The organism is Polynucleobacter sp. MG-6-Vaara-E2, assembly GCF_018687695.1.
GTDB lineage: Bacteria > Pseudomonadota > Gammaproteobacteria > Burkholderiales > Burkholderiaceae > Polynucleobacter.
The window spans coordinates 1,044,620-1,067,490 of the sequence record NZ_CP061303.1 but is presented as its reverse complement, the minus strand read 5'-3'; the positions used below and the strand labels follow the sequence as shown (position 1 = coordinate 1,067,490).

The following is a 22,871-nucleotide window of genomic DNA, read 5'->3' as shown; positions in this document are numbered from 1 at the left end:
TACCTTAGGAGAGCGTAACGAGATTCTTTGGTAGCTCAACCAATCTTGAGCCTGCAAGGCGATCTGGAAGACTCTGACGTAAGCTGGGTTCTCGACGATCCAAATAAATACTGAGTGGCCAAAAGAGGAGGGCAGTTGTAAATAGCATCTCAATAATTTGCCATTTCTCAAGATGTAGTATCCATTGCAAAATAATGCAGGGAATAATCCAGAGTGATCCATAGATATAACGCCACAAAGCTTGACGACGACTCAAGTTAAAGCCATTGCCGCCAATCATACGTACACGCCATGTCTGCATGGCGAGGGTTTGACCAGACTTAGTCCAATACCAAACAAAGTACACGCCGAGCACTGCATAGAGATATAAGAAAGTGAGCCAGCTTGGTAATGCTACGCCAAACAAAATTCCCAAGCCAAGATTGGGAAGTAGGAATGTCAGCGCGACTACACCAAGCAAAACCAGTTGTTCGTAAAGACAACAAGATACGCGGCGCCAAAAGTTTGGAGACGGTAAAGCATTTAATTCAGCAGGCGTCATAAAGCTAGGTAGCTCAAATGCTTATTGTGACTCAGTGCTAGCGGGCGCAGGAGCGGGTGCGGCTTCAGGAACTACTGCGCGTGGTCTCGGTGCCGGCGGCGGGGGAGTAGTTTCTTGTTTGATAGTGTGTTGCTGCAAGGTAGGAGCATTAATTGCGTTTGGCTTCTTCTTAGCCTCCATATCCGCAAGCTTTTTCTTTTGTTCATCACTAAGCTTTTGATATGCACTCCAGGCTTCCGCTTTTTTCTCTGCTGGAAACTTAAGGCTGGCTAAATAATTTTCACGAGCAATGCGGCGATCTTTTTGTGAGAGGTTAGACCAGCTCGTCATGCGAGACTGAAGTCGCTCTTGATCCTGGGCGCTCATTTTGGGATAGAAGTTAGCAATGTATATCCACTTCTTGCGACTATCGGGGAGCATGTAATCCCAGTCGCTTTCAAGTGGTGCCAGAATTTTTTGTTGAGCGGGATTTAAGCCATCCCAAGTACCGTCGGGCGCCTTCAAGGGAATGGCGGTTGTTTTGCCATGCGCACTGCCACCAGCTGTTTGTGCGTGGCTCATTGGCGCACACAATACAAAGATGGCTGCTATCACCGCAACCATGGCGTTGTTAGCGAGAGACTTCAATGTTGAAAGCATTGAATGTTGAATTATTTGCTCGGAGATAAATCAGAAGCATTATCTTCAGAGTCGGACAGAGGACCATTTTTAAGGAAGGCCATAAAGCCACTATCAGCATAAGCGTCTGGTGGAACATCGTCTGTCAGAAGTGCAGCATCTACTTCAGCAATGTCGGTGATGCGTGAATCGTTTTGCCACTGCCCAATACCAATGAGACCAAATACCAGAACGACCAAAGGCGCTACCCAGCTAACGGTATCCCACAGGCCATTTGAGCCTGAGGAAAAATTGCCCATCGAGCCAGCAAAAACAGGCTTTTGAGCACGCACCTTTTCAGCCTTGCGAACAGAGAGTGCTTTCATGCGAGCAGCATGAAGACGGTCTTTAATACCGGCAGGCAGGCTTTGAGCGCCTTGGGTCAACAGGGCGGCACTCGCTCGACCAAATCGGTCCGCTTGGATCTGGCTTAGGGTTTCATCAAGGTGTTTCACAGGGTAATTCCTTTTAATTTCAATGCTTTAGCTAAGGTTTGTGTTGCTCTCGAACAATGGGTTTTGACACTGCCTTCACTACAACTCATCGCTTTGGCAGTTTCAGTAATGCTTAGCTCATCCCAATAACGCATCAGGAAGGCTTCTCGTTGACGCACAGGTAATTTAGCTATTTCCGACTCCAAAGCCTGTAAAAGCTGACTTTGTTCTAGCTTTTGTGACCCATCTTGGTGAATTTCACTGTCATCCGGGGCGGAAAGTGACTCCAAGGGGTCAAAATCGTCGTTTTCATCGCTTTTTCTGCTCAAGCTAGAAAAAAGTGTGACCCAGGCGTTTCTGACTTTTTGGCGTCGAAACCAGTCATGGATGCGGTTTTGCAAGATTCTGGTGAAAACTAGAGGCAATTCAGCAGCTGGCCTATCGCCGTATTTCTCAGCCAGCTTGATCATGGCGTCTTGAACGATATCTAGGGCGGCATCGTCATCGCGAACGGCATACACCGCCTGCTTAAAGGCGCGCTGCTCGATGCTACTCAAAAAGTCAGATAGTTCTTGGGCTGATGCCATGCAATCGATTACACCTGAATCGGTAAGAATTGAGCCATTTTAGGGGATTGCTATAGAATATAGGGCTTACTACCTAGATTCTCATTCAAGAAGTGGTTTTTCCGGTAGCAGCGCCGTTCGAACTCAGGCCATAAGCAGGAGATAGAACAGACCAAACAATTTTTTGCCGAAAATTGCAAAGGACGAAAGAAAATGAATACAAGCAGCGCCGAATTTTTAGCTAATAAAGCTAACAAAGAATCAAATCCAAATACCGTAGCAGCTCCTCCAGAAATGATTGGTGCTGAAATGCTTGTGCATGCACTGCACAAAGAGGGTGTTGAATATGTCTGGGGTTACCCAGGCGGTTCTGTTCTCTTTATCTACGACGAAATTTTTAAACAAGACAAGTTCGAGCACATTTTGGTTCGCCATGAACAAGCTGCTGTGCATGCCGCCGATGGCTATGCTCGCGCAACCGGTAAGGTTGGTGTTGCATTAGTTACTTCCGGCCCAGGTGTGACGAATGCGGTGACTGGTATTGCTACTGCATATACTGATTCAATACCCATGGTGATCATCAGCGGTAACGTACCAACATACGCAATTGGTGAAGACGCGTTCCAAGAAGCCGACACAGTTGGTATTACTCGTCCTGTGGTTAAACATAACTTCCTCGTGAAGGATGTTCGAGATTTGCCCTTGGTTTTGAAGAAGGCATTCCACATTGCTCAAACTGGTCGCCCAGGTCCTGTGTTGATCGACATTCCTAAGGATGTATCTGCAGCCAAAGCGCCATTCGTATACCCAGAAACCTTGGAGATGCGTTCCTATAACCCGGTAGTCAAGGGGCATAGTGGCCAAATCCGTAAAGCGATTGCATTGTTGCAAGAGGCTGAGCGCCCATATATCTACACCGGTGGCGGCATCATTTTGGCTGACGCAGCACCGGAGTTAAAAGAATTCGCTGACCTTCTCGGTTATCCCGTTACCAACACCCTGATGGGTCTTGGTGGTTATCCAGGCACCAGCCCGCAGTTTTTGGGCATGCTCGGTATGCATGGAACCTATGAAGCCAATATGGCGATGCAACACAGCGATGTATTGATTGCAATCGGTGCGCGCTTTGACGATCGTGTTATTGGTAATACTGCCCACTTTGCTGGTCATCCGCGCAAGATCATTCACATTGATATTGATCCTTCTGTGATTTCTAAGCGCGTGAAAGTGGATGTGCCTATCGTTGGCAACCTCAAAGAAGTATTGGTTGAAATGACTGCGCAATTAAAAGCGGCTGGTCCTCGCAAGAATGGTGACAAGATTGCCGCTTGGTGGGATCAGATTAACGAATGGCGCAAAAAAGATTGCTTGAAATATGATGAGGCATCACAAATTGTGAAGCCACAGTACGTAGTTCAGAAGCTTTGGGAGCTCACAGGTGGTGATGCCATCATTACTTCTGATGTTGGTCAACATCAAATGTGGGCCGCGCAGTTCTATAAATTTGATAAACCCCGTCGTTGGATTAACTCTGGTGGCCTTGGCACCATGGGCGTAGGCTTGCCATACGCAATGGGTATTAAGAAGGCTTTTCCTGAAACGGATGTATTTGCCATTACTGGCGAAGGCTCAATCCAGATGTGTATTCAAGAGCTCTCCACTTGTAAGCAATACAACACACCAGTGAAGATCGTGTCATTGAACAACCGTTACCTCGGTATGGTTCGTCAGTGGCAGGAGCTTACCTATAACAAACGCTATTCCAGTTCCTACATGGATTCATTGCCTGACTTTGTGAAGTTGGCAGAAGCCTTTGGGCATGTCGGTATGCGTATCGAGAAAAAATCTGATGTTGAGGGCGCGCTCAAAGAAGCGATTCGCTTGAAAGATCGCACAGTGTTTATGGATTTCCAGACTGACCCAGAAGAAAACGTTTGGCCTATGGTCCAAGCAGGTAAGGGTATTACTGAAATGCTTTTGGGTAGTGAGGATCTGTAATGCGACACATTATTTCTGTCTTGATTGAGAACGAGCCGGGTGCTTTGTCACGTGTTGTGGGTTTGTTCTCGGCACGTGGTTACAACATTGATACCTTAAGCGTTGCACCTACTGAAGATCCATCCCTCTCTCGCATGACCATCGTAACTTTTGGTTCGGATGATGTGATTGAGCAAATCACAAAGCACTTAAACCGCTTGGTTGAAGTGGTGAAGGTCTTCGATTTGAGCGAAGGCCCGCACATTGAGCGTGAGCTCATGATGATTAAGGTGCGTGCAGTTGGTAAAGAGCGTGAGGAGCTCAAGCGCACTACGGATATCTTTCGTGGTCGCATCATTGATGTGACTGATAAGAGTTACACCATCGAGCTTACTGGTGATGGCGCTAAGTTGGATGCATTTATTGATTCGATCGATCGTGCATCGATTCTGGAAACAGTTCGCTCAGGCGGCTCTGGAATTGGTCGCGGTGAACGCATCTTGAAAGTTTAATTTTTTAACTGATTTATTACTCTAATAACGATATTTTTCAACACAAGGAAAGAGCATGAAAGTTTTTTACGATAAAGACGCAGATTTGTCCCTCATTAAGGGCAAGAAAGTCACCATCATTGGTTACGGTTCACAAGGCCATGCACATGCATTGAACCTCAAGGATTCAGGCTGTAACGTGACTGTTGGTTTGCGTAAGAACGGCGCTTCCTGGAGCAAAGCTGCTAATGCAGGTTTGACAGTGAAAGAAGTTGGCGAAGCTGTGAAAGATGCCGACGTAGTCATGATGTTGTTACCTGACGAGCAAATTGCTGATGTTTATAACAAAGAAGTGCACGCCAATATTAAGCAGGGCGCAGCGCTCGCTTTTGCTCACGGTTTTAACGTGCACTACGGTCAAGTACAGCCACGCGCTGACCTGGACGTAATCATGATTGCTCCAAAAGCTCCTGGTCATACTGTACGCGGCACATATTCACAAGGTGGTGGCGTTCCTCATTTGATCGCTGTTTACCAAGATAAATCTGGTTCAGCTCGCGATGTTGCTTTGTCATATGCAACTGCGAACGGTGGTGGTCGTGCCGGTATTATTGAAACCAATTTCCGCGAAGAAACCGAAACTGACTTGTTCGGTGAGCAAGCTGTTTTGTGCGGTGGCGCAGTAGAGTTGATCAAAGCAGGCTTCGAAACTTTGGTTGAAGCAGGCTACGCTCCTGAAATGGCTTACTTTGAGTGCTTGCATGAGCTCAAGTTGATTGTTGACTTGATTTACGAAGGCGGTATTGCCAATATGAACTACTCTATCTCTAACAATGCTGAGTATGGCGAGTATGTCACCGGCCCACGTGTTGTTACTGAAGATACTAAGAACGCAATGCGTCAGTGCTTGAAGGACATTCAAACTGGTGAGTATGCAAAGAGCTTCATCCTCGAGAACAAAGCTGGTGCTCCAACATTGATTTCACGTCGCCGTTTGAATGCTGAGCATGACATCGAAGTGGTTGGCGCAAAACTCCGTGCGATGATGCCTTGGATTGCTAAGAACAAATTAGTTGATCAAACGAAAAACTAAGTGAAGAACTCAGGATTCCTAAATTAAAGTAACTTAAAAGGCTCAGAACAAAGATGATGTATCCGCACCCCATTATTGCGAAAGAAGGTTGGCCCTATTTGGCGCTAGTGGGGGTAGTGACTTTGTTAGTTCACCAATTTGGTGGTATCGCATGGTCCTGGCCACTCTGGATAATTTTTGTCTTTGTTCTGCAGTTCTTTCGTGATCCCCAGCGCATTCCTGCCTTAGGTCGCGATCTTGTTTTATCTCCTGCTGATGGACGTATTGTGGTTGTTGAGACTGCTAATGATCCGTATGCTGGACGAGAAGCGCTCAAAATTAGCGTCTTCATGAATGTCTTTAATGTGCACTCTAACCGCAGTGCTGTAAATGGATTGGTTAAGGCGATTCAATATTTCCCTGGCAAGTTTGTTAATGCAGATCTAGATAAAGCCTCTACTGAGAATGAGCGCAACGCAGTAGTTATCGATGCTAACGGTCAAATCGTGACCTTGGTACAAGTAGCTGGTTTGATTGCACGTCGTATTCTTTGCTATATCTACGTGGGTGATCGCCTGAAAGCGGGTGAGCGCTATGGCTTCATACGTTTTGGATCTCGTGTGGATGTCTATTTGCCCTTAACTGCAGAGCCTTTAGTTTCTGTGGGTGATAAAGTGTTTGCAACCAATACCGCTTTGGCACGTGTGCCAGGCTTAGATTGATTTCAATCTTTTAACGGAAATACATTGACTACATTTCGCCGTCGTGGTCGTATTGAGCGCAGTCGCCTTGCTCATAAACGAATAGAGTCTACTCAAGCCGAGTGGGTTGATGCTTTGGGGGATGGAGTAGATTACGAAGTAGAGGAGTTGCATCCTCCTAAGCCTCGCCATCGTAGTAAAGGCATTTACCTATTACCAAACGCATTTACTACCGCAGCCTTGTTTAGCGGTTTCTTCGCCATCGTTAATGCGATGAACGATCAGTTTCAGATTGCAGCCATCGCTATTTTTGCTTCGCTAGTGTTAGATGGTATGGATGGTCGCGTAGCGCGCATGACCAATACGCAAAGTGCGTTTGGCGAGCAATACGATTCTCTAGCTGATATGGTTTCCTTTGGCGTTGCACCGGCTTTGGTTGCTTATGAATGGGCACTCAAAGATTTGGGCAAGTGGGGCTGGCTTGCAGCTTTTACGTATTGCGCTGGCGCTGCCTTGCGATTGGCTCGCTTTAATGTGAACACTGGCGTCGTAGATAAAAAGTTTTTCCAAGGCCTACCTAGTCCAGCAGCAGGCTCTTTGATTGCTGGGTTTATCTGGCTAGCCGATGACAACAAGTTGCCAGTGCGTGATACCGCAATACCCTGGATTACATTTCTAATTGCTGTTTATGCTGGCTTGACGATGGTCTCTAATGCGCGCTTTTATAGTGGAAAAGCCTTGGATGTTCGCTACCGCGTGCCTTTTGGTGTCATGGTCCTCTTGATTTTGACCTTTGTACTGATCTCATCAAATCCACCATTGACGCTATTTGGCTTATTTGTTGTGTATTCGATCTCAGGCTATGTCATTTGGGCATGGGAGCGTCTCAGCGGTAAGCGTTTTAGCTAAATCCGCATTTTTGGGGTATATTAATTCCATGTTGATGAATTTTTCACCTTTAACCGGCCTTCTTCTACTGGCACTAAGCATTACGCTTGGGGCGGGTAAGGCCTGAGTTGATGAGATAAAGAATATTCATTAACCACCAATACCAGCCCCAGCATTTTGCTGGGGTTTTTGTTTTTAAGATGCTGCACAGAATTTGTAACAAATCTAATTGAAGTAACTGGTTAAATCAGTAATCCAAACTGGAGAGTAGTGATGAGCGACAAAGTAATCATTTTTGACACGACCTTGCGTGATGGCGAACAATCCCCTGGGGCATCCATGACCAAGGATGAGAAGGTGCGCATTGCTCGTCAGCTTGAGCGTCTCAAGGTTGACGTGATTGAAGCCGGCTTTGCAGCGAGCTCTGAAGGTGATTTCCAGGCTATATCAGCCGTGGCTGCTGCAGTAAAGGATTCAATAGTCTGTTCATTGGCGCGCGCTAATGATAAAGACATCACACGTGCAGCGGATGCATTGCAGGCTGCAAATGCAAAGCGCATTCATGCTTTCTTGGCAACGAGTCCATTGCATATGGCTGTGAAGTTGCGCATGTCTCCAGAAGAGGTATTGGAGCAGGCAAAGCGCTCTATTCGTTTTGCTAGAAATTTGGCTGCGGATATCGAGTTTTCTGCAGAGGACGGCTATCGCTCAGAGATGGATTTCTTGTGCAGAGTGGTAGAGGCCGTGATCAATGAAGGCGCATCCACCATCAACATTCCCGATACAGTGGGTTATGCCACGCCAGAGCTTTATGGCGAATTTATTAAAACATTACGTACCCGTGTACCTAACTCAGATAAAGCTATTTGGTCTGTGCATTGTCACAATGACTTAGGTATGGCGGTAGCTAATTCCTTGGCTGGTGTGAAGATAGGCGGTGCTCGTCAGATTGAATGCACCATCAATGGTTTAGGTGAGCGGGCGGGTAATACTGCATTAGAAGAAATCGTCATGTCTTTGCGTACCCGCAAGGATTACTTTGATATGGTTTGTGGGATCGATGCCAGTCAAATTGTTCCTGCATCTAAATTGGTTTCTCAGATTACGGGCTTTGTTGTACAGCCAAATAAAGCAGTGGTTGGTGCTAATGCATTTGCCCATGCCTCCGGTATTCATCAGGACGGTATTTTGAAAAACCGTGAAACCTATGAGATCATGCGCGCGGAAGATGTGGGTTGGTCAACCAATAAAATTGTGTTGGGTAAATTATCTGGTCGCAATGCATTTAAGCAGCGCTTGCAAGAGCTGGGAATCACTGTCGAGGCAGAAGCGGATTTGAATGATGCATTTACTCGCTTTAAGGCTTTGGCCGATCAAAAAGCGGAAATCTTTGATGAGGACATTATTGCCATCATGTCTGACTCAGCGGCTGCGGAGGAGGGTGAACATTACCATTTCATCTCCTTAAGCCAGCACTCAGAAACTGGTGAGCGTCCTAAATCTCGTGTGACATTTCGCATGGGCGATAAAGAAGTGAGTTCTGAGGCAGAGGGAAATGGTCCGGTTGATGCTAGCCTAAATGCCATCGAAGAAATCGCTAAGAGCGGCGCGGAACAATTGCTTTACTCAGTCAATGCCATTACCTCTGGGACTCAATCTCAGGGTGAAGTGACAGTGCGCTTATCTAAAGGTGGGCGCATTGTGAATGGTGTTGGAACTGACCCTGACATCATTGCCGCCTCTGCAAAAGCGTATTTGTCTGCATTGAATAAATTGCATGATCCAAGTCAGGCAAAGCTCAATGCTCAGATGACCCCTTAAATCATCGAAAGTCAGCATGAATACAAACGAGCCAAATAATCTAGGCCACAATCGCACCATGTACTTTGGTTTGGATATTCCGTTTTTGGATCACCTGGGTGTCGTGCCCGAATCTGCAGAGAACGGTAAGGTTCGAATCAGTTATACCGTGAAGCCAGAGCATACGAATAGCTTTCATGTAGCCCAAGGGGGTCTCATCATGACTCTGCTGGATTTTGCGATGGGTGCGGCAGCTCGTACAGCCTCAAATCATCAGCTGGGTGCCATTACGATCGATATGACAACAAGCTTCCTGCGTCCTAGCTTAGGAAAAATAGTGGTTGAGGGTACATTACTTAAGGCAGGTAAATCGATTAATTATTGTGAGGCCGTAGCCCTGAATGAGGCCGGTGAGATAACTGCTAAAGCGAGTGGCACCTTTATGTTGAGAAAGTAAAAAGCTCAATAAAATCGCATTAATTAATAATGTTATTTATAATGATTATTTATATTTAGTTATTATTAATACAATAAACCTTTGATTAATAAGGACTTAATTTCTAATTCAGTAATATTGGTTTAGTTATTAATATCCCTATATAATAGATTCATGAAATACATTATTCATTAGATATTTCAGATAACCTATTATTCGGAGAAACCAATAGATGTCTTTTTATAAAGAGCTTTTAGCTCAACGTGAGCAATTAGATAAACAGATTAAAGAGGCAATCGCCCGCGAAAAAGCGGATGGCATTGCAAAAGCAAAGCTGATTATTGAGCAGTACAACTTGACTGCTTCAGACTTATTTAGCCGTAAAGCAGGCGGTAAGAGCGCAGGTGGCAAGGTTGCCCCTAAATACCGTAACCCATCTACAGGAGAGACTTGGACTGGCCGTGGTAAAGCCCCTAAGTGGATTGAGGGTAGAGACCGTAGTAACTTCTTGATCTAAGTGTTTGATTTAATTAGATTTATTAAAGGCCGCAACAGCGGCCTTTTTTATTGCAATGAGGTATTGGCTACCTAGGCACACTTGCGAGATAGTGCTTCTATAAAAAGGGGTTCAAGTAGTTCATGGCGACTTATTTGTGTCAGTGTTGAATCATGTTCTGGATTCGTTGCTGGGTAGCCAATGATGAGTGGATTAAGGTCAATTAAGCCATTTTCAAGCTCTTCCTTAATGCTCTCTGTTAGCTGAGGTCTATTGCCATTGTTTTCATCAGCTAGGGCTACAACCCCGGGATGAAGCTTAATGAAACCTTCATCTACTAGTATAGGAATCCGCTGTGTGTCCTTGTTTTTACTCAAATAATGGATCAAATGAACTTGCTCTACTGGTGGGATTAACGCGTCTAAAAAGATCAGGTCAGGAGCAATTGAAACTGCTTTCATCAATCCCTCGAGGCTGTCAACGGCTACCTCCATCTCTACCTTAAGTTGCCAATCGGCAATTGATTGCAGCAATTCTTCGCTGTTTTCAGTTCTTCTGAATATCCCCATCGCAACGCAGTTTTGGGTAGTTTTCTGGCGCATGGCTCGCTTTCTCCGTTGCAGTTGCTGCTCAAGAGAGCTAGCCAATATGCGACGGTGACCGCCACGGGTTTTCCAGGCGATTAATTCACCCAATTCGACCATTTTTTGAACCGTCCCCAATGACACCTGCAAGACCTTGGCGCTTTGTCTGGTGCTTAAATATTCCATTTCTGGCGTAATCGCTTTCATATTTCCCTTTAATTTCATTAATTCACTTGAAGATTTAGAGAATAAAAATCAAATAGATTTGAATCTGTCCGTATTTATTGAAAGCTCAGTAGGAAAGTTCTTATTCATTTTGGATTGATAGGGAAATACCCCCAAAAGCCGATAAATCAGGGAAAGCCCTTTATATGACTATGGGCACTCGTGTTAAATTACTGCAGTAGTACCAGTATTTGCACAGAGCAATTCGTGAAGCGGTACAGCCGTGTAGCGGATGGTTATAACCACAGTTTTTATTCGGGAAACCCGATGAAAGGTGAGCATCATGATGCAGGATCAAAGAGATAACTCCTATCTCTTCGGCGGTAACGCCCCTTACGTAGAGGAACTCTACGAATCTTACTTGCACGATCCAGCTTCCGTAGCTGATCATTGGCGAGATTATTTTGATAACGTGAAACAAGTCCCTGCAGTCGATGGTTCATCACGAACTGACGTTGCGCACGGACCGATTGTTGCGTCTTTTGCTGAGCGCGCTAAGCAAGGTCCCATCAGAACCATTTCTGATTCGGCTGACTCAGAAATGGGACGTAAACGTGTTGCAGTTCAGCAATTAATTGCGGCGTATCGCAACGTCGGTAATCGCTGGGCTAACCTAGACCCATTAAAGCGCACGGAACGCCAGGATATTCCTGAGCTTGATCCTGCCTTCTATGGCTTTACCGATGGCGATATGGATATCGTCTTTAACACCAGTAATACTTTCTTCGGCAAAAACGAAATGACTCTGCGCGATTTGCTGCAGGCATTACGTGAAACCTACTGCGGCACGATTGGTGTCGAGTTCATGTTTATTGCCGATCAAAAGATTAAGAAGTGGTGGCAAGAAAAGTTAGAGTCGATTCGCTCAACTCCACAATTTAATGTGGAAGAAAAGCGCCAAATTCTAGATCGCTTGACCGCAGCTGAGGGTCTTGAGCGTTACCTCCAAGCTAAATATGTTGGTCAAAAGCGCTTCTCGCTTGAAGGTGGCGAAAGCTTCATCGCCTGTATGGACGAGTTGATTCGTGATGCCGGCAACAAGGGCATTCAAGAGATTGTGATTGGTATGGCCCACCGTGGCCGTCTTAACGTTTTAGTAAATACTTTGGGCAAAATGCCACAAGACTTGTTTGCTGAGTTTGAGCACAAAGGTCCTGAGACATTACCTGCGGGTGACGTGAAATACCATCAAGGTTTCTCAAGTGATATTTCTACACCTGGTGGTCCGGTTCACCTATCCCTTGCATTTAATCCATCTCACTTAGAAATCGTGAACCCAGTAGTTGAAGGTTCCGCCCGTGCCCGCATGGAGCGTCGGGGTGATATGTTGGGTGAACAAGTCATGCCAGTCTTGGTACACGGTGATGCTGCGATTGCAGGTCAGGGCGTGATGCAGGAAACGTTAGCGATGTCTGAAGTGCGTGGATATTCCACTGGCGGTACGGTTCACATTGTGATTAATAACCAAATTGGTTTCACCACATCTGACCCACGCGATTTGCGTTCTAGTCTCTACTGTACCGACATCATGAAGATTGTTGATGCACCAGTATTGCACGTGAATGGCGATGATCCTGAGGCGGTAGTTCTTGCAACGAAATTAGCGCTTGAATTCCGCATGAAGTTCCACAAGGATGTAGCGATTGACATCATCTGCTTCCGTAAGCTTGGTCATAACGAACAAGATACGCCTGCCATGACGCAGCCATTGATGTACAAAATTATTGCTGCGCATCCTGGCACACGTAAGCTTTACGCGGATAAGCTCGAAACCCAAGGAGCATTGCCTGCTGGTACTGGCGACCTAATGGTCAAAGAGTACCGCGCCGCAATGGACGAAGGTAAGCAGACTTCTGACCCAGTTCTCAGTAACTTCAAAGGGAAGTTCGCGGTAGATTGGTCACCTTTCTTGAATAAGAAATGGACTGATGAAGCGGATACTGCCATTCCATTAACGGAGTGGAAGCGTTTGGCTGAAAAGATTTCGACGATTCCGGAGAACTTCAAAGCTCATCCATTGGTTGCAAAGGTCTATAACGATCGTGCTGCGATGGGTCGTGGTGAGGTGAATATCGACTGGGGTATGGGTGAGCATATGGCTTTCGCATCTCTGGTGGCAAGTGGCTATCCAGTACGCTTGTCTGGAGAGGATAGCGGTCGCGGTACTTTTACTCACCGTCATGCGGTATTGCATGAGCAAAATCGTGAGAAATGGGATACCGGTACTTACATCGCACTTCAGAACGTCACTAAAGATCAGGCTCCATTTGTTGTCATTGACTCGATTCTCTCTGAAGAAGCTGTGCTTGGTTTCGAATACGGCTACGCTGCTGCAGAACCAAATACGCTGACCATCTGGGAAGCTCAGTTTGGCGACTTTGCTAACGGCGCTCAAGTAGTGATCGATCAGTTCATCGCCTCTGGCGAAGTAAAGTGGGGTCGTGCCAATGGCTTGGTCATGATGTTGCCACACGGTTATGAAGGTCAAGGCCCTGAGCATTCATCAGCGCGTCTTGAGCGCTTCATGCAATTGTGTGCTGATACCAATATGCAAGTGATTCAGCCAACAACCGCATCACAAATCTTCCATGTATTGAGACGTCAAATGATTCGTCAGTTCCGCAAACCGCTGATCTTGATGACACCAAAATCATTGCTGCGTAATAAAGAAGCTGCTTCACCTTTGTCAGAGTTCACTAAAGGTGGCTTCCATACTGTGTTGGGTGAGCGCGATGAGGCTATTGATGCCAAGAAAGTTACTCGCTTGATTATGTGTTCAGGCAAGGTTTACTACGACTTAGTCAAGCAACGTACAGAGAAGAAGATTGATGATGCAGCGATTATTCGCATAGAGCAGCTCTATCCATTCCCACACAAAGCGTTGACCGCTGAATTGAAGAAATATCCAAAGTTAGAAGAGGTAGTGTGGTGTCAGGATGAACCGCAAAACCAAGGTGCATGGTTCTTTGTGCAACACAACATCTTGGAAAACATGTCTGACAGTATGAGGTTGGCTTATGCAGGTCGTCCTGCATCTGCTTCACCTGCTTGTGGATATGCGCATCTTCACCAAGAACAGCAGAAGTCTCTTCTCAATGCGGCATTTGCCAAATTAAAAGGTTATGTGATCACGAAATAATCGTTTTCATTACTCAACATACATATTTATAAACAGGATTAATCATGGCTATTTTCGAAGTTAAAGTTCCACAACTCTCAGAATCAGTTGCTGAGGCAACTTTATTGCAATGGAAAAAGAAGGTTGGTGATGCGGTTGGTCAAGACGAGATCTTGATCGAAATCGAAACAGATAAAGTGGTTCTTGAAGTACCAGCACCTTCTGCTGGTGTATTGACAGAGATCGTAGTGGCTGATGGTGGCACTGTCGTTGCAGAGCAGTTGATTGCAAAAATTGATAGTACTGCAGTAGCCTCTGCAGCTCCAGCCGCTGCCGCTCCTGCTCCTGCTGCAGCACCAGCAGCCGCTCCAGCTAAAGCTGCAGCGCCAGCAGCGAAAGCTTCAGGTGCAGCTGCGTCACCATCAGCAAGCAAGATCCTTGCTGAAAAGGGTGTAGATGCAAGTCAAGTTGCCGGCTCTGGTCGTGATGGCCGCATTACCAAAGGTGATGCATTAAATGCCTCTGCAGGCGGCGCTAAATCTGCTGCATTGCCAAGCGCACCAATTCCAACTGGTGACCGTCCAGAAGAGCGCGTTCCAATGAGCCGCTTACGTGCTCGTATTGCAGAACGTTTGCTTGAGTCACAGGCTAACAATGCCATATTGACCACATTCAATGAAGTCAACATGGGTCCAGTGATCGCATTGCGTAACAAGTACAAAGATCAGTTTGAAAAGACTCATGGCGTCAAACTAGGCTTTATGTCTTTCTTCGTTAAAGCAGCTACCCATGCTCTGAAGAAATTCCCATTACTCAATGCTTCCGTTGATGGCAATGACATTGTTTACCACGGTTACTTTGATATCGGTATCGCTGTGAGCTCACCGCGCGGCTTGGTGGTTCCGATTCTGCGTGACGTTGATCAAATGAATTTGGCTGACATTGAGAAGAAGATTGCAGAGTTTGGTGTTAAGGCTCGTGAGGGTAAGTTGTCGATTGAAGAGTTGACTGGCGGTACATTCTCCATCTCTAACGGTGGTGTATTCGGATCAATGCTCTCCACACCAATCATCAACCCACCACAATCAGCGATTCTCGGTATTCATGCAACTAAAGACCGTGCTGTAGTTGAAAACGGTCAAGTTGTGGTTCGCCCAATTAATTACCTAGCTTTGTCTTATGACCATCGCATCATTGACGGTCGAGAGGCTGTGCTTGGATTGGTTGCCATGAAGGATGCTTTAGAAGATCCTTCGCGTCTTCTCCTTGATTTGTAAGAAGGGAAGATCATGAGCCAAGCTTTTGATGTACTCGTAATTGGTGGTGGCCCTGGTGGCTATATCGCTGCAATCCGCGCAGCGCAACTCGGTTTTAAGGTTGCCTGTGCCGAATCTAATGCTTATGACGATCCTAAGGGTGAGCCACGCTTAGGTGGTACTTGCTTAAACGTAGGTTGTATTCCGTCTAAAGCCTTGTTGGCGTCCTCCGAAGAATTCGAGAAGATTGGTCATCATGCTGCTGATCATGGCATCAAAGTTGGCTCAGTCAGCATTGATTCCAAGAAGATGGTTTCTCGTAAAGATGACATCGTTACCAAGATGACTGGCGGTATTCAATATTTGTTCCGCAAGAACAAGATTACTTTGCTAAAAGGTCATGCTTCTTTTGAAGGCAAGGGTGCTGATGGCTATCAAGTCAAAATTGATGGCAAAGACAAAGAGACTGTTTCTGCGAAGAATGTGATTATTGCTACTGGATCTAAAGCACGTCACCTACCTGGCTTGCCAGTAGATAACGTCTTGATCTGTGATAACGAAGGTGCCCTGAAGTTTGATTCTGTGCCTAAGAAACTTGGCGTGATTGGCGCCGGCGTCATTGGATTGGAGCTTGGTTCTGTATGGCGTCGCCTCGGTTCTGAAGTGACTGTGCTTGAGGCATTACCTTCATTCTTGGCTGCTTGCGATGTCAGTATTGCCAAAGAAGCACAAAAGCTTTTCGTAAAACAAGGTTTGAACATCAATATGGGTGTGAAGATCGGTGATGTTAAGGCAGATAAGAAAGGTGTAGTGGTTAACTACACCGATAGCGCTGGTAAAGCTGCCAAATTAGAGTGTGATCGCTTGATCGTGTCTGTAGGTCGCATTCCAAACACTGACAAATTAGGCCTAGAAAAGATTGGCCTCAAGGTAGATGAGCGTGGTTTTATTCCAATTGATGATCATACTTGCGCAACTGCAGCGCCTGGTGTTTACGCGGTAGGTGACGTAGTGCGTGGGCCAATGTTGGCTCACAAAGCAGAAGACGAAGGTGTTTTGGCTGCTGAAGTGATTGCTGGACAAAAACCTCATATTGATTACAACTGCATTCCTTGGGTGATCTACACCGATCCTGAAATTGCTTGGGTTGGTAAAACAGAGCAAGCACTTAAAGAGGCAGGCGTTGCTTATAAAGCAGGTCAATTCCCATTTGCAGCTAACGGACGGGCCTTAGGTATGGGCCGCTCCGATGGCTTTATCAAAGTATTGGCTGATGCGAAAACCGATGAGATTCTCGGTGTTCACATCATTGGGCCAAATGCTTCTGATTTAATCGCTGAAGCCGCTGTAGCCATGGAATTCAAAGCAGCAGCAGAAGATATTGCACGTATCTGTCATCCGCACCCAAGCTTGTCAGAATTGATGCGCGAAGCAGCATTAGCGACAGATCAACGCGCACTCAATATGTAATTGAAAACTATTGAGTATTACAAGCAGGAATTAAAAGCGCGCGGGTATCACAGCGATCCCGCGCAGCTTCGTGCTGTTGAGCGTTTGCAACAATGCGAGGATGAATGGATTGCATACAAGGAAATCCGCAGCAACACTCTCAAGAAAAAAATCTTCAAGCCCAATCTCCCTCGCGGACTGTATTTATGGGGTGGTGTAGGGCGAGGTAAATCGTTCTTGATGGACTGCTTCTACGCAGCCTCGCCACTAGAGAAAAAGATCCGCATCCACTTTCATGAATTCATGCGCGAAGTGCATCGTGAGTTGCATGAGCTCTCGGGCCTCTCAGATCCGTTAGACGAGCTTGCAAAGCGGATATCCAAGCGTTACCGCTTAATATGTTTTGATGAGTTTCACATCAATGACATTGCCGACGCGATGATTCTATATCGTCTACTCGATGCGTTATTTGCTGATCGGGTTCAATTTGTGATGACCTCAAATTACCGCCCAGACCAACTCTATCCAAATGGCTTGCATCGTGATCGTTTGATTCCGGCCATCAAGTTGCTTGAAGAAAAGTTAGATGTTCTAAACGTGGATGCAGGCAATGATTACCGCCGCGTACAGATGGCACAAGTTGAGGCCTACTTAACGCCTGTGAATGCAGAAACGCAGGCGACCTTGGGTCAAATGTTTCAAACGCTGATTGGCAATCAAAAAGAAGCTCGCAGCCCAGTCTTGTATATTGAGTCCCGCGAGTTACGACCACTTCATATGGCTGATGGTGTAGTGTGGTTTGATTTTCAAACTCTGTGTTGTGGACCTCGTTCACAAAATGACTATTTAGAAATCGCAAATCAGTTTCATACGGTCATTTTGTCTGGAGTGCCTTATATGCCACCCAGAATGACCAATGAAGCACGCCGTTTTATTTGGTTAATTGATGTGCTGTATGACCACAAAATTAAGCTCATCTTGTCAGCTGAGGTCCCAGCCCCAGATTTATACACAGAAGGCCAAATTACCGCAGAATTCTCAAGAACGGTGTCCCGCTTGATTGAGATGCAGTCTCGTGACTACCTTGATGCGCCACGCCGGGTAATTGATACCAGCTTGACCTAAAATAGGGTCATGAGTAGCTTATCCACCTTAAATGCCGATTTACATTGCCACTCTGTGGTCTCTGATGGCACCTTGACGCCCGAAGCTTTGGCTGTGCGTGCCAAGGCTAATGGCGTAACTTTATGGGCGCTAACTGATCATGATGAGTTAGGCGGTCAACAGCGTGCTAAAGCCGCAGCCAGCGCAATCAATCTGGACTACTTGGCTGGCGTAGAAATCTCTGTTACTTGGATGGGGCAAACGATTCATATTGTGGGTCTGGGTATTGATGCTAATCATCAAGGCATCATTGAGGGTTTGCGCAGTACCCGTGCAGGACGCGGTAATCGTGCCAAGTTAATGGCTGAGCAATTGCTCAAAGTTGGAATTCCGGGTGCTTATGAAGGCGCCTTACATTTCGCAGGTAATCATGATTTGATTTCGAGAACGCACTTTGCGAGGTATTTGGTTGAGCAGGGTGTTTGTAAGGACACGGAGCATGTCTTCAAAAATTATTTGGTAGAAGATAAGCCTGGCTATGTACCCCATATGTGGGCCAAATTAGATGATGCTGTATCGTGGATTAAGGCTGCAGGCGGTGTCGCTGTTATTGCACATCCAGGTCGCTATAACTTTAATGCGATGCAGATGGACGAGCTGTACAAGCACTTTAAAGAGCTAGGGGGTCTTGGCATCGAGGTCATTACTGGTAGTCATAGTCCAGACCAATACAAGACCTATGCCAAGATTGCACAGCAATATGGATTTTTGGCATCCCGCGGTTCTGATTTTCATGATCCAAATGAAAGCCATATTGACTTGGGCACCTTGCCGCATTTGCCAGATCATCTAACACCAGTTTGGTCTGTATTCCATTAATTTCAATTCACAATAAAGACAAAGAAAAACGATGTTTGCTGAACGTGTTCTATCTGGTATGCGGCCTACGGGCAATTTGCATCTTGGTCATTACCATGGTGTATTAAAGAATTGGGTGCGCCTGCAATCTGAATATCCCTGCTTCTTCTTTGTTGCTGACTGGCATGCATTAACCACTCACTATGAAACCCCAGATGTGATTGAGCAATCCGTTTGGGATATGGTGATTGATTGGTTAGCAGCTGGTGTCGACCCAAATCAAGCAACTTTATTTATTCAAAGTAAAGTGCCTGAGCATGCAGAACTATTTCTATTGCTCTCAATGGGTACTCCATTAGGCTGGTTAGAGCGGGTTCCAACCTACAAAGATCAGATTGAGAAGCTCAAAGAAAAAGATCTGCAGACTTATGGTTTCCTGGGCTACCCATTGCTACAGGCTGCCGATATCTTGATATACCGTGCACAGCATGTCCCAGTAGGTGAAGATCAGGTGCCCCATGTGGAAATGACTCGTGAAGTTGCGCGTCGCTTTAACTACCTTTATGGTCGCGAGCCTGGTTTTGAAGAGAAGGCACTTGAGGCTGTGAAAAAACTTGGCAGTAAACGTGCCAAGATGTATTTAGAGTTACGAGTTGCATTCCAAGAGCGTGGCGATGATGAGGCCCTAGAACAAGCTAAGGCGCTACTACAAGAGGCTCAAAGTTTATCGATGGCAGATCGTGAACGACTCTTTGGTTTCCTCGAGGGCGCACGCAAAATTATTCTGCCTGAACCTCAAGCATTGCTTACTTCAGCCTCACGCATGCCAGGCATTGACGGACAAAAAATGTCTAAGTCTTATGGCAACACCATTAGCATTCGTGAGCAACCAGAAGAAGTGATTAAAAAGATTCGAACCATGCCAACCGATCCCGCTCGTGTGCGCAGAACAGATGCTGGTGATCCTGCGCGCTGTCCGGTATGGCAATTACATACCGTTTATTCCAGTGAAGAGACAAAGCAGTGGGTGGATAAGGGTTGCAAATCTGCCGGTATTGGATGCTTGGAATGCAAGCAACCTGTGATTGATGCAATCTTGGCAGAGCAACAGCCTATGTTTGAACGTGCTCAAAAATATTTGGATGACCCCAGCTTATTACGCTCCATCATTGCAGACGGTTGCGATAAGGCCCGTAAGGTTGCCCAAGAAACGATGCGCGAGGTTCGTGAAGCAATGGGCTTAGCATACGATTAAGGCGTCCCTCATAGTGAATCATCATGATGCTCAAATAAACGCTTCACCTTGGGTGAAGCGTTTTGCTTCTCAGATCCCCAAAGATGGTTTGGTTCTAGATCTTGCTTGCGGGGGCGGTCGCCATACAAACTATTTAGCGCAATTGGGATATTCGGTCATGGCCGTCGATCAGGATGTGACTGCACTTGAGCAAAACAAGCATTTCCTGGTTGAGACGAGATCTCTGAATTTAGAGCTTGAGGAATGGCCCCTAGAGAACCTGCAATTTAGTGGCATCGTGGTGACGAATTACTTATACCAACCCCATATGGATCGCTTGCCCTCTATGCTGGCTCAGGGAGGCATTTTGATCTACGAAACCTTCGCTCAGGGCAATGCCCAGTTTGGAAAACCATCTAACCCTAATTTCCTTTTAAATACAGGGGAATTGCTCAATTTTGCAGGTCGCCACAGCATGAAAGTCCTCGCCTACGAGGACATTTATACAGACGAACCCAAACCAGCTATGGTTCAGCGCCTATGTGCTGTAAAAGCAGGGTAAAAAGGGCGCATTCCGTTACAATTTCAGGGTTAAGACAGCTAAAAAATCGGTATACGTTCGGTGATCAATACAGCCCATTCCAAAGGTAGTAAAAAGACCATTTCTGGCAGCATGCCGGCAATCGTCACACCCATGTTTGAAGATGGTAGCTTGGACTTTTCTAGCCTGAAATCTTTGCTTGATTGGCATGTCGCTGAAGGTACCGACGGGATTGTTATTGTTGGTACCAGCGGCGAATCTCCAACGGTTTCCGTAGAAGAGCATTGCGAGTTAATTCGTGTCACGGTTGATCATATTGCAGGTCGCATTCCGGTGATTGCTGGCACTGGTGGTAATTCCACTGCCGAGGCAATTGAATTGACTGAGTTTGCCAAAAAGGTTGGTGCTGATGCAAGCTTGCAAGTCGTTCCCTATTACAACAAGCCTACCCAAGAGGGTATGTATGCACACTTCAAGAAGATTGCCGAGTCAGTAGATTTGCCAGTCATTTTGTATAACGTGCCAGGCCGAACCGTTGCTGATTTGGCTGGAGATACCGTGGTTCGCCTAGCAGCTGTGCCAGGGGTGATTGGAATTAAAGATGCCACTGGTAGCCTAGAGCGCAGCACCTTATTGATTAATGAGCTTAAGCACGCTGGGCATAGCAATTTCTCAGTATTTTCTGGTGATGACCTCACTGCAGCTATGTTGATGCTGATGGGCGGCAAGGGAAATATCTCTGTTACCGCCAATGTGGCGCCACGTCTGATGCATGAGTTATGTGTTGCTGCCATGTCTGATGACGTAAAGCGCACGCGCGAAATCCAATACCAATTGATTACAGTGCATAAAGCGATGTTCACCGAAGCTAACCCTATTCCGGTTAAGTGGGCTCTCCATGAAATGGGCAAGATTACCGCTGGTATTCGTTTGCCCTTAACCCCTTTAAGCAACTCACTAAGAGAGCCTTTGAAGGCAGCATTAAAACAGGCCAACTTACTATGAAGAATTTGTTTTTACTCTCACGCAGAACCCTCGCGGTGGCAGCATTGCTTACAGCAGCCTTTACTTTGATTTCATGTAAGTCTGTCACCAGCAGCGATACAGTCGACTATAAGAGTTCAGGTGCAGTTCGTGGCCCTAATTTGTCTTATCCACCTGATTTAATTACCGCTCAAGCAGATCGTCGTTATATCGTTCAGGACGGTACAGCCACGATGTCTGAGTACAATGCGGCCGTCAAGAAGTCGGCCCAAATGAGAAGCAATGTGATGACTGGCATTCCAGGAATGCGCATTGCAAAAGACGGTGAGCGCAGGTGGTTAGTGGTTGAAAAGCCAGCGCCTGAGTTATATCCACAAGTAAAAGATTTTTGGCAAGAGAATGGTTTCCTATTGGTAGTAGATTCACCATCTACTGGGATTATGGAAACCGACTGGGCTGAAAATCGTGCCAAGATCGCACAGGACTGGATTCGCTCCACAATCGGCGGCGCAATTGATTCTATTTATGACACTGGTGAGCGAGATAAGTACAAGACCCGCCTAGAAGTGAGTAAGCCTGGTGAAACGGAAATCTACATCACACAGCGCGGCGCAATTGAGAAGTGTGTAACGGATACTACGGGCGCATGTCTCTCGACCATCTGGACACCACGCCCTAATGATCCAGAGTTAGAGGCAGTATTTTTAGCTCGCTTGATGGAGCGGCTTGGTATGACGCAAGAGCAGGCTAAAGCCATGGTTGCCACTCCTTTAGGGCCGAAGACACCTAAAGCAAAGTTTGTCGAAGAGGCTGGGAATAAAGGCTTTATTGAGCTGAGCGTTGGTTTTGATCGCTCTTGGCGAGACGTGGGTCTGGCCTTAGATCGCTCGAACTTTACCGTTGAAGATCGCAATCGTTCCGAGGGTATTTATTTTGTTCGCTACGTAAATGCAAAAGATGTTGGTGATACAAAAGGTTTCTTTTCTAATCTATTTAGCAGCAAAGACGACTCAAAACTTCAAGCCAAGAAGTACCGGGTAGTTGTAAAGAGTACGGGCGATAACTCTGCCATTGTCTTTGTGCAAGATGGGGAAGGTAAACCTGAAAATACGCCGGCAGGTATTCAGTTACTCACGATTTTGACGGATCAGCTATCGAAGTAAGGCATTGGACAAAATAAAAAAGCCGCTTTTCAGCGGCTTTTTTTCTTCAAGAAGAAGATTACTTCTTAGCGTCAGCAGCAGGAGCTTCAGCAGCAGGAGCAGCAGGAGCAGCAGCAGGAGCTTCAGCAGCAGGAGCAGCAGGAGCTTCAGCAGGCTTTGCTTCTTCTTTTTTACCGCAAGCGGCCAAAGCGATAGCTAACATTGCAGCGAATACGAGTGACTTCTTCATTTGTAATTTCCTCTTAAAAATATTGAACACCAATTATCGATAATTGTTGTGGGAGGTACCGAGGGCA

Annotated in this window: 23 protein-coding genes; 17 read left to right on the top strand and 6 right to left on the bottom strand. The window is 46.2% G+C overall.

Annotation, left to right across the window (positions count from 1 at the left end; translation table 11 throughout):
• Nucleotides 1–4: 4 nt before the first annotated feature.
• Genes ICV38_RS05610 through ICV38_RS05595 form a run of 4 tightly spaced genes read right to left on the bottom strand, consistent with a single transcriptional unit; the run spans nucleotide 5 to nucleotide 2,219 of the window.
• Nucleotides 5–541: an RDD family protein gene (locus ICV38_RS05610; protein ID WP_215378171.1), complete on the bottom strand. Its 537-nt coding sequence runs from the start codon at nucleotides 539–541 to the stop codon at nucleotides 5–7.
• 21 nt (nucleotides 542–562) lie between these two features.
• Nucleotides 563–1,180, bottom strand: coding sequence for a DUF3106 domain-containing protein (locus tag ICV38_RS05605; protein WP_215378168.1), 618 nt, complete (start codon nucleotides 1,178–1,180; stop codon nucleotides 563–565).
• Nucleotides 1,181–1,191: 11 nt separating this feature from the next.
• The gene (locus ICV38_RS05600; protein ID WP_215378165.1) at nucleotides 1,192–1,653 is read right to left on the bottom strand and encodes a DUF3619 family protein; all 462 of its coding nucleotides are present in this window, start codon (nucleotides 1,651–1,653) and stop codon (nucleotides 1,192–1,194) included.
• Nucleotides 1,650–2,219: an RNA polymerase sigma factor gene (locus tag ICV38_RS05595; protein ID WP_215378162.1), complete on the bottom strand. Its 570-nt coding sequence runs from the start codon at nucleotides 2,217–2,219 to the stop codon at nucleotides 1,650–1,652. Before ICV38_RS05595 ends, ICV38_RS05600 begins: the two co-directional genes overlap by 4 nt.
• 192 nt (nucleotides 2,220–2,411) lie before the next feature.
• On the opposite strand from ICV38_RS05595, the gene ICV38_RS05590 reads away from it, so the two are divergent.
• From ICV38_RS05590 to ICV38_RS05555, 8 genes are all read left to right on the top strand, one after another.
• A complete protein-coding gene (locus tag ICV38_RS05590) occupies nucleotides 2,412–4,196 on the top strand; it encodes an acetolactate synthase 3 catalytic subunit (RefSeq protein WP_215378160.1) in 1,785 nt (594 codons plus the stop codon).
• Complete coding sequence (gene ilvN / locus ICV38_RS05585) at nucleotides 4,196–4,687, top strand: acetolactate synthase small subunit (RefSeq protein WP_011902903.1); 492 nt, start codon at nucleotides 4,196–4,198, stop codon at nucleotides 4,685–4,687. Before ICV38_RS05590 ends, ilvN begins: the two co-directional genes overlap by 1 nt.
• Before the next feature lie 55 nt (nucleotides 4,688–4,742).
• On the top strand, nucleotides 4,743–5,759 hold the full coding sequence (ilvC, locus tag ICV38_RS05580) for a ketol-acid reductoisomerase (RefSeq protein WP_215378157.1): 1,017 nt from the start codon (nucleotides 4,743–4,745) through the stop codon (nucleotides 5,757–5,759).
• Nucleotides 5,760–5,812: 53 nt separating this feature from the next.
• A complete protein-coding gene (locus ICV38_RS05575) occupies nucleotides 5,813–6,460 on the top strand; it encodes a phosphatidylserine decarboxylase (RefSeq protein ID WP_215378155.1) in 648 nt (215 codons plus the stop codon).
• Between the two features lie 114 nt (nucleotides 6,461–6,574).
• On the top strand, nucleotides 6,575–7,348 hold the full coding sequence (gene pssA, locus ICV38_RS05570) for a CDP-diacylglycerol--serine O-phosphatidyltransferase (RefSeq protein WP_371819251.1): 774 nt from the start codon (nucleotides 6,575–6,577) through the stop codon (nucleotides 7,346–7,348).
• 252 nt (nucleotides 7,349–7,600) lie between these two features.
• The gene (locus ICV38_RS05565) at nucleotides 7,601–9,148 is read left to right on the top strand and encodes a 2-isopropylmalate synthase (RefSeq protein WP_215378149.1); all 1,548 of its coding nucleotides are present in this window, start codon (nucleotides 7,601–7,603) and stop codon (nucleotides 9,146–9,148) included.
• Between the two features lie 16 nt (nucleotides 9,149–9,164).
• Nucleotides 9,165–9,584 (top strand): PaaI family thioesterase, encoded by a 420-nt coding sequence (locus tag ICV38_RS05560; protein ID WP_215378146.1) that lies wholly within the window; start codon nucleotides 9,165–9,167, stop codon nucleotides 9,582–9,584.
• A 211-nt stretch (nucleotides 9,585–9,795) separates the two neighbouring features.
• Complete coding sequence (locus ICV38_RS05555; RefSeq protein WP_215378143.1) at nucleotides 9,796–10,080, top strand: H-NS family nucleoid-associated regulatory protein; 285 nt, start codon at nucleotides 9,796–9,798, stop codon at nucleotides 10,078–10,080.
• A gap of 71 nt (nucleotides 10,081–10,151) precedes the next feature.
• On the opposite strand, the gene ICV38_RS05550 is transcribed toward ICV38_RS05555, so the two are convergent.
• A complete protein-coding gene (locus ICV38_RS05550) occupies nucleotides 10,152–10,868 on the bottom strand; it encodes an excisionase family DNA-binding protein (RefSeq protein WP_251368113.1) in 717 nt (238 codons plus the stop codon).
• Nucleotides 10,869–11,151: 283 nt separating this feature from the next.
• Here ICV38_RS05550 and ICV38_RS05545 point away from each other — a divergent pair, with 283 nt between their 5' ends.
• The 9 genes from ICV38_RS05545 to bamC all read left to right on the top strand — a co-directional run bounded on the left by ICV38_RS05545 (nucleotide 11,152) and on the right by bamC (nucleotide 22,575).
• A complete protein-coding gene (locus tag ICV38_RS05545; protein WP_215378140.1) occupies nucleotides 11,152–14,007 on the top strand; it encodes a 2-oxoglutarate dehydrogenase E1 component in 2,856 nt (951 codons plus the stop codon).
• Nucleotides 14,008–14,051: 44 nt separating this feature from the next.
• Nucleotides 14,052–15,263, top strand: a complete 1,212-nt coding sequence (gene odhB, locus ICV38_RS05540; RefSeq protein ID WP_215378137.1) for a 2-oxoglutarate dehydrogenase complex dihydrolipoyllysine-residue succinyltransferase — start codon at nucleotides 14,052–14,054, stop codon at nucleotides 15,261–15,263.
• 12 nt (nucleotides 15,264–15,275) lie between these two features.
• On the top strand, nucleotides 15,276–16,712 hold the full coding sequence (lpdA, locus tag ICV38_RS05535) for a dihydrolipoyl dehydrogenase (protein WP_215378134.1): 1,437 nt from the start codon (nucleotides 15,276–15,278) through the stop codon (nucleotides 16,710–16,712).
• The gene (zapE, locus tag ICV38_RS05530) at nucleotides 16,713–17,816 is read left to right on the top strand and encodes a cell division protein ZapE (RefSeq protein WP_215378131.1); all 1,104 of its coding nucleotides are present in this window, start codon (nucleotides 16,713–16,715) and stop codon (nucleotides 17,814–17,816) included.
• A gap of 9 nt (nucleotides 17,817–17,825) precedes the next feature.
• Entirely contained in the window at nucleotides 17,826–18,674 is an 849-nt protein-coding gene (locus ICV38_RS05525) for a 3',5'-nucleoside bisphosphate phosphatase (RefSeq protein WP_215378128.1), read from the top strand.
• A 31-nt stretch (nucleotides 18,675–18,705) separates the two neighbouring features.
• The gene (locus ICV38_RS05520) at nucleotides 18,706–19,908 is read left to right on the top strand and encodes a tryptophan--tRNA ligase (RefSeq protein ID WP_215378125.1); all 1,203 of its coding nucleotides are present in this window, start codon (nucleotides 18,706–18,708) and stop codon (nucleotides 19,906–19,908) included.
• 13 nt (nucleotides 19,909–19,921) lie between these two features.
• Nucleotides 19,922–20,449: a bifunctional 2-polyprenyl-6-hydroxyphenol methylase/3-demethylubiquinol 3-O-methyltransferase UbiG gene (locus ICV38_RS05515; RefSeq protein ID WP_251368112.1), complete on the top strand. Its 528-nt coding sequence runs from the start codon at nucleotides 19,922–19,924 to the stop codon at nucleotides 20,447–20,449.
• Between the two features lie 111 nt (nucleotides 20,450–20,560).
• A complete protein-coding gene (gene dapA / locus ICV38_RS05510) occupies nucleotides 20,561–21,433 on the top strand; it encodes a 4-hydroxy-tetrahydrodipicolinate synthase (RefSeq protein WP_215378123.1) in 873 nt (290 codons plus the stop codon).
• Nucleotides 21,430–22,575 (top strand): outer membrane protein assembly factor BamC, encoded by a 1,146-nt coding sequence (gene bamC / locus ICV38_RS05505; RefSeq protein ID WP_215378121.1) that lies wholly within the window; start codon nucleotides 21,430–21,432, stop codon nucleotides 22,573–22,575. The genes dapA and bamC overlap by 4 nt, the downstream gene beginning before the upstream one ends.
• Before the next feature lie 58 nt (nucleotides 22,576–22,633).
• Here bamC and ICV38_RS05500 read toward each other — a convergent pair whose 3' ends face one another.
• On the bottom strand, nucleotides 22,634–22,804 hold the full coding sequence (locus ICV38_RS05500) for a hypothetical protein (protein ID WP_215378118.1): 171 nt from the start codon (nucleotides 22,802–22,804) through the stop codon (nucleotides 22,634–22,636).
• Between the last annotated feature and the right edge of the window lie 67 nt (nucleotides 22,805–22,871).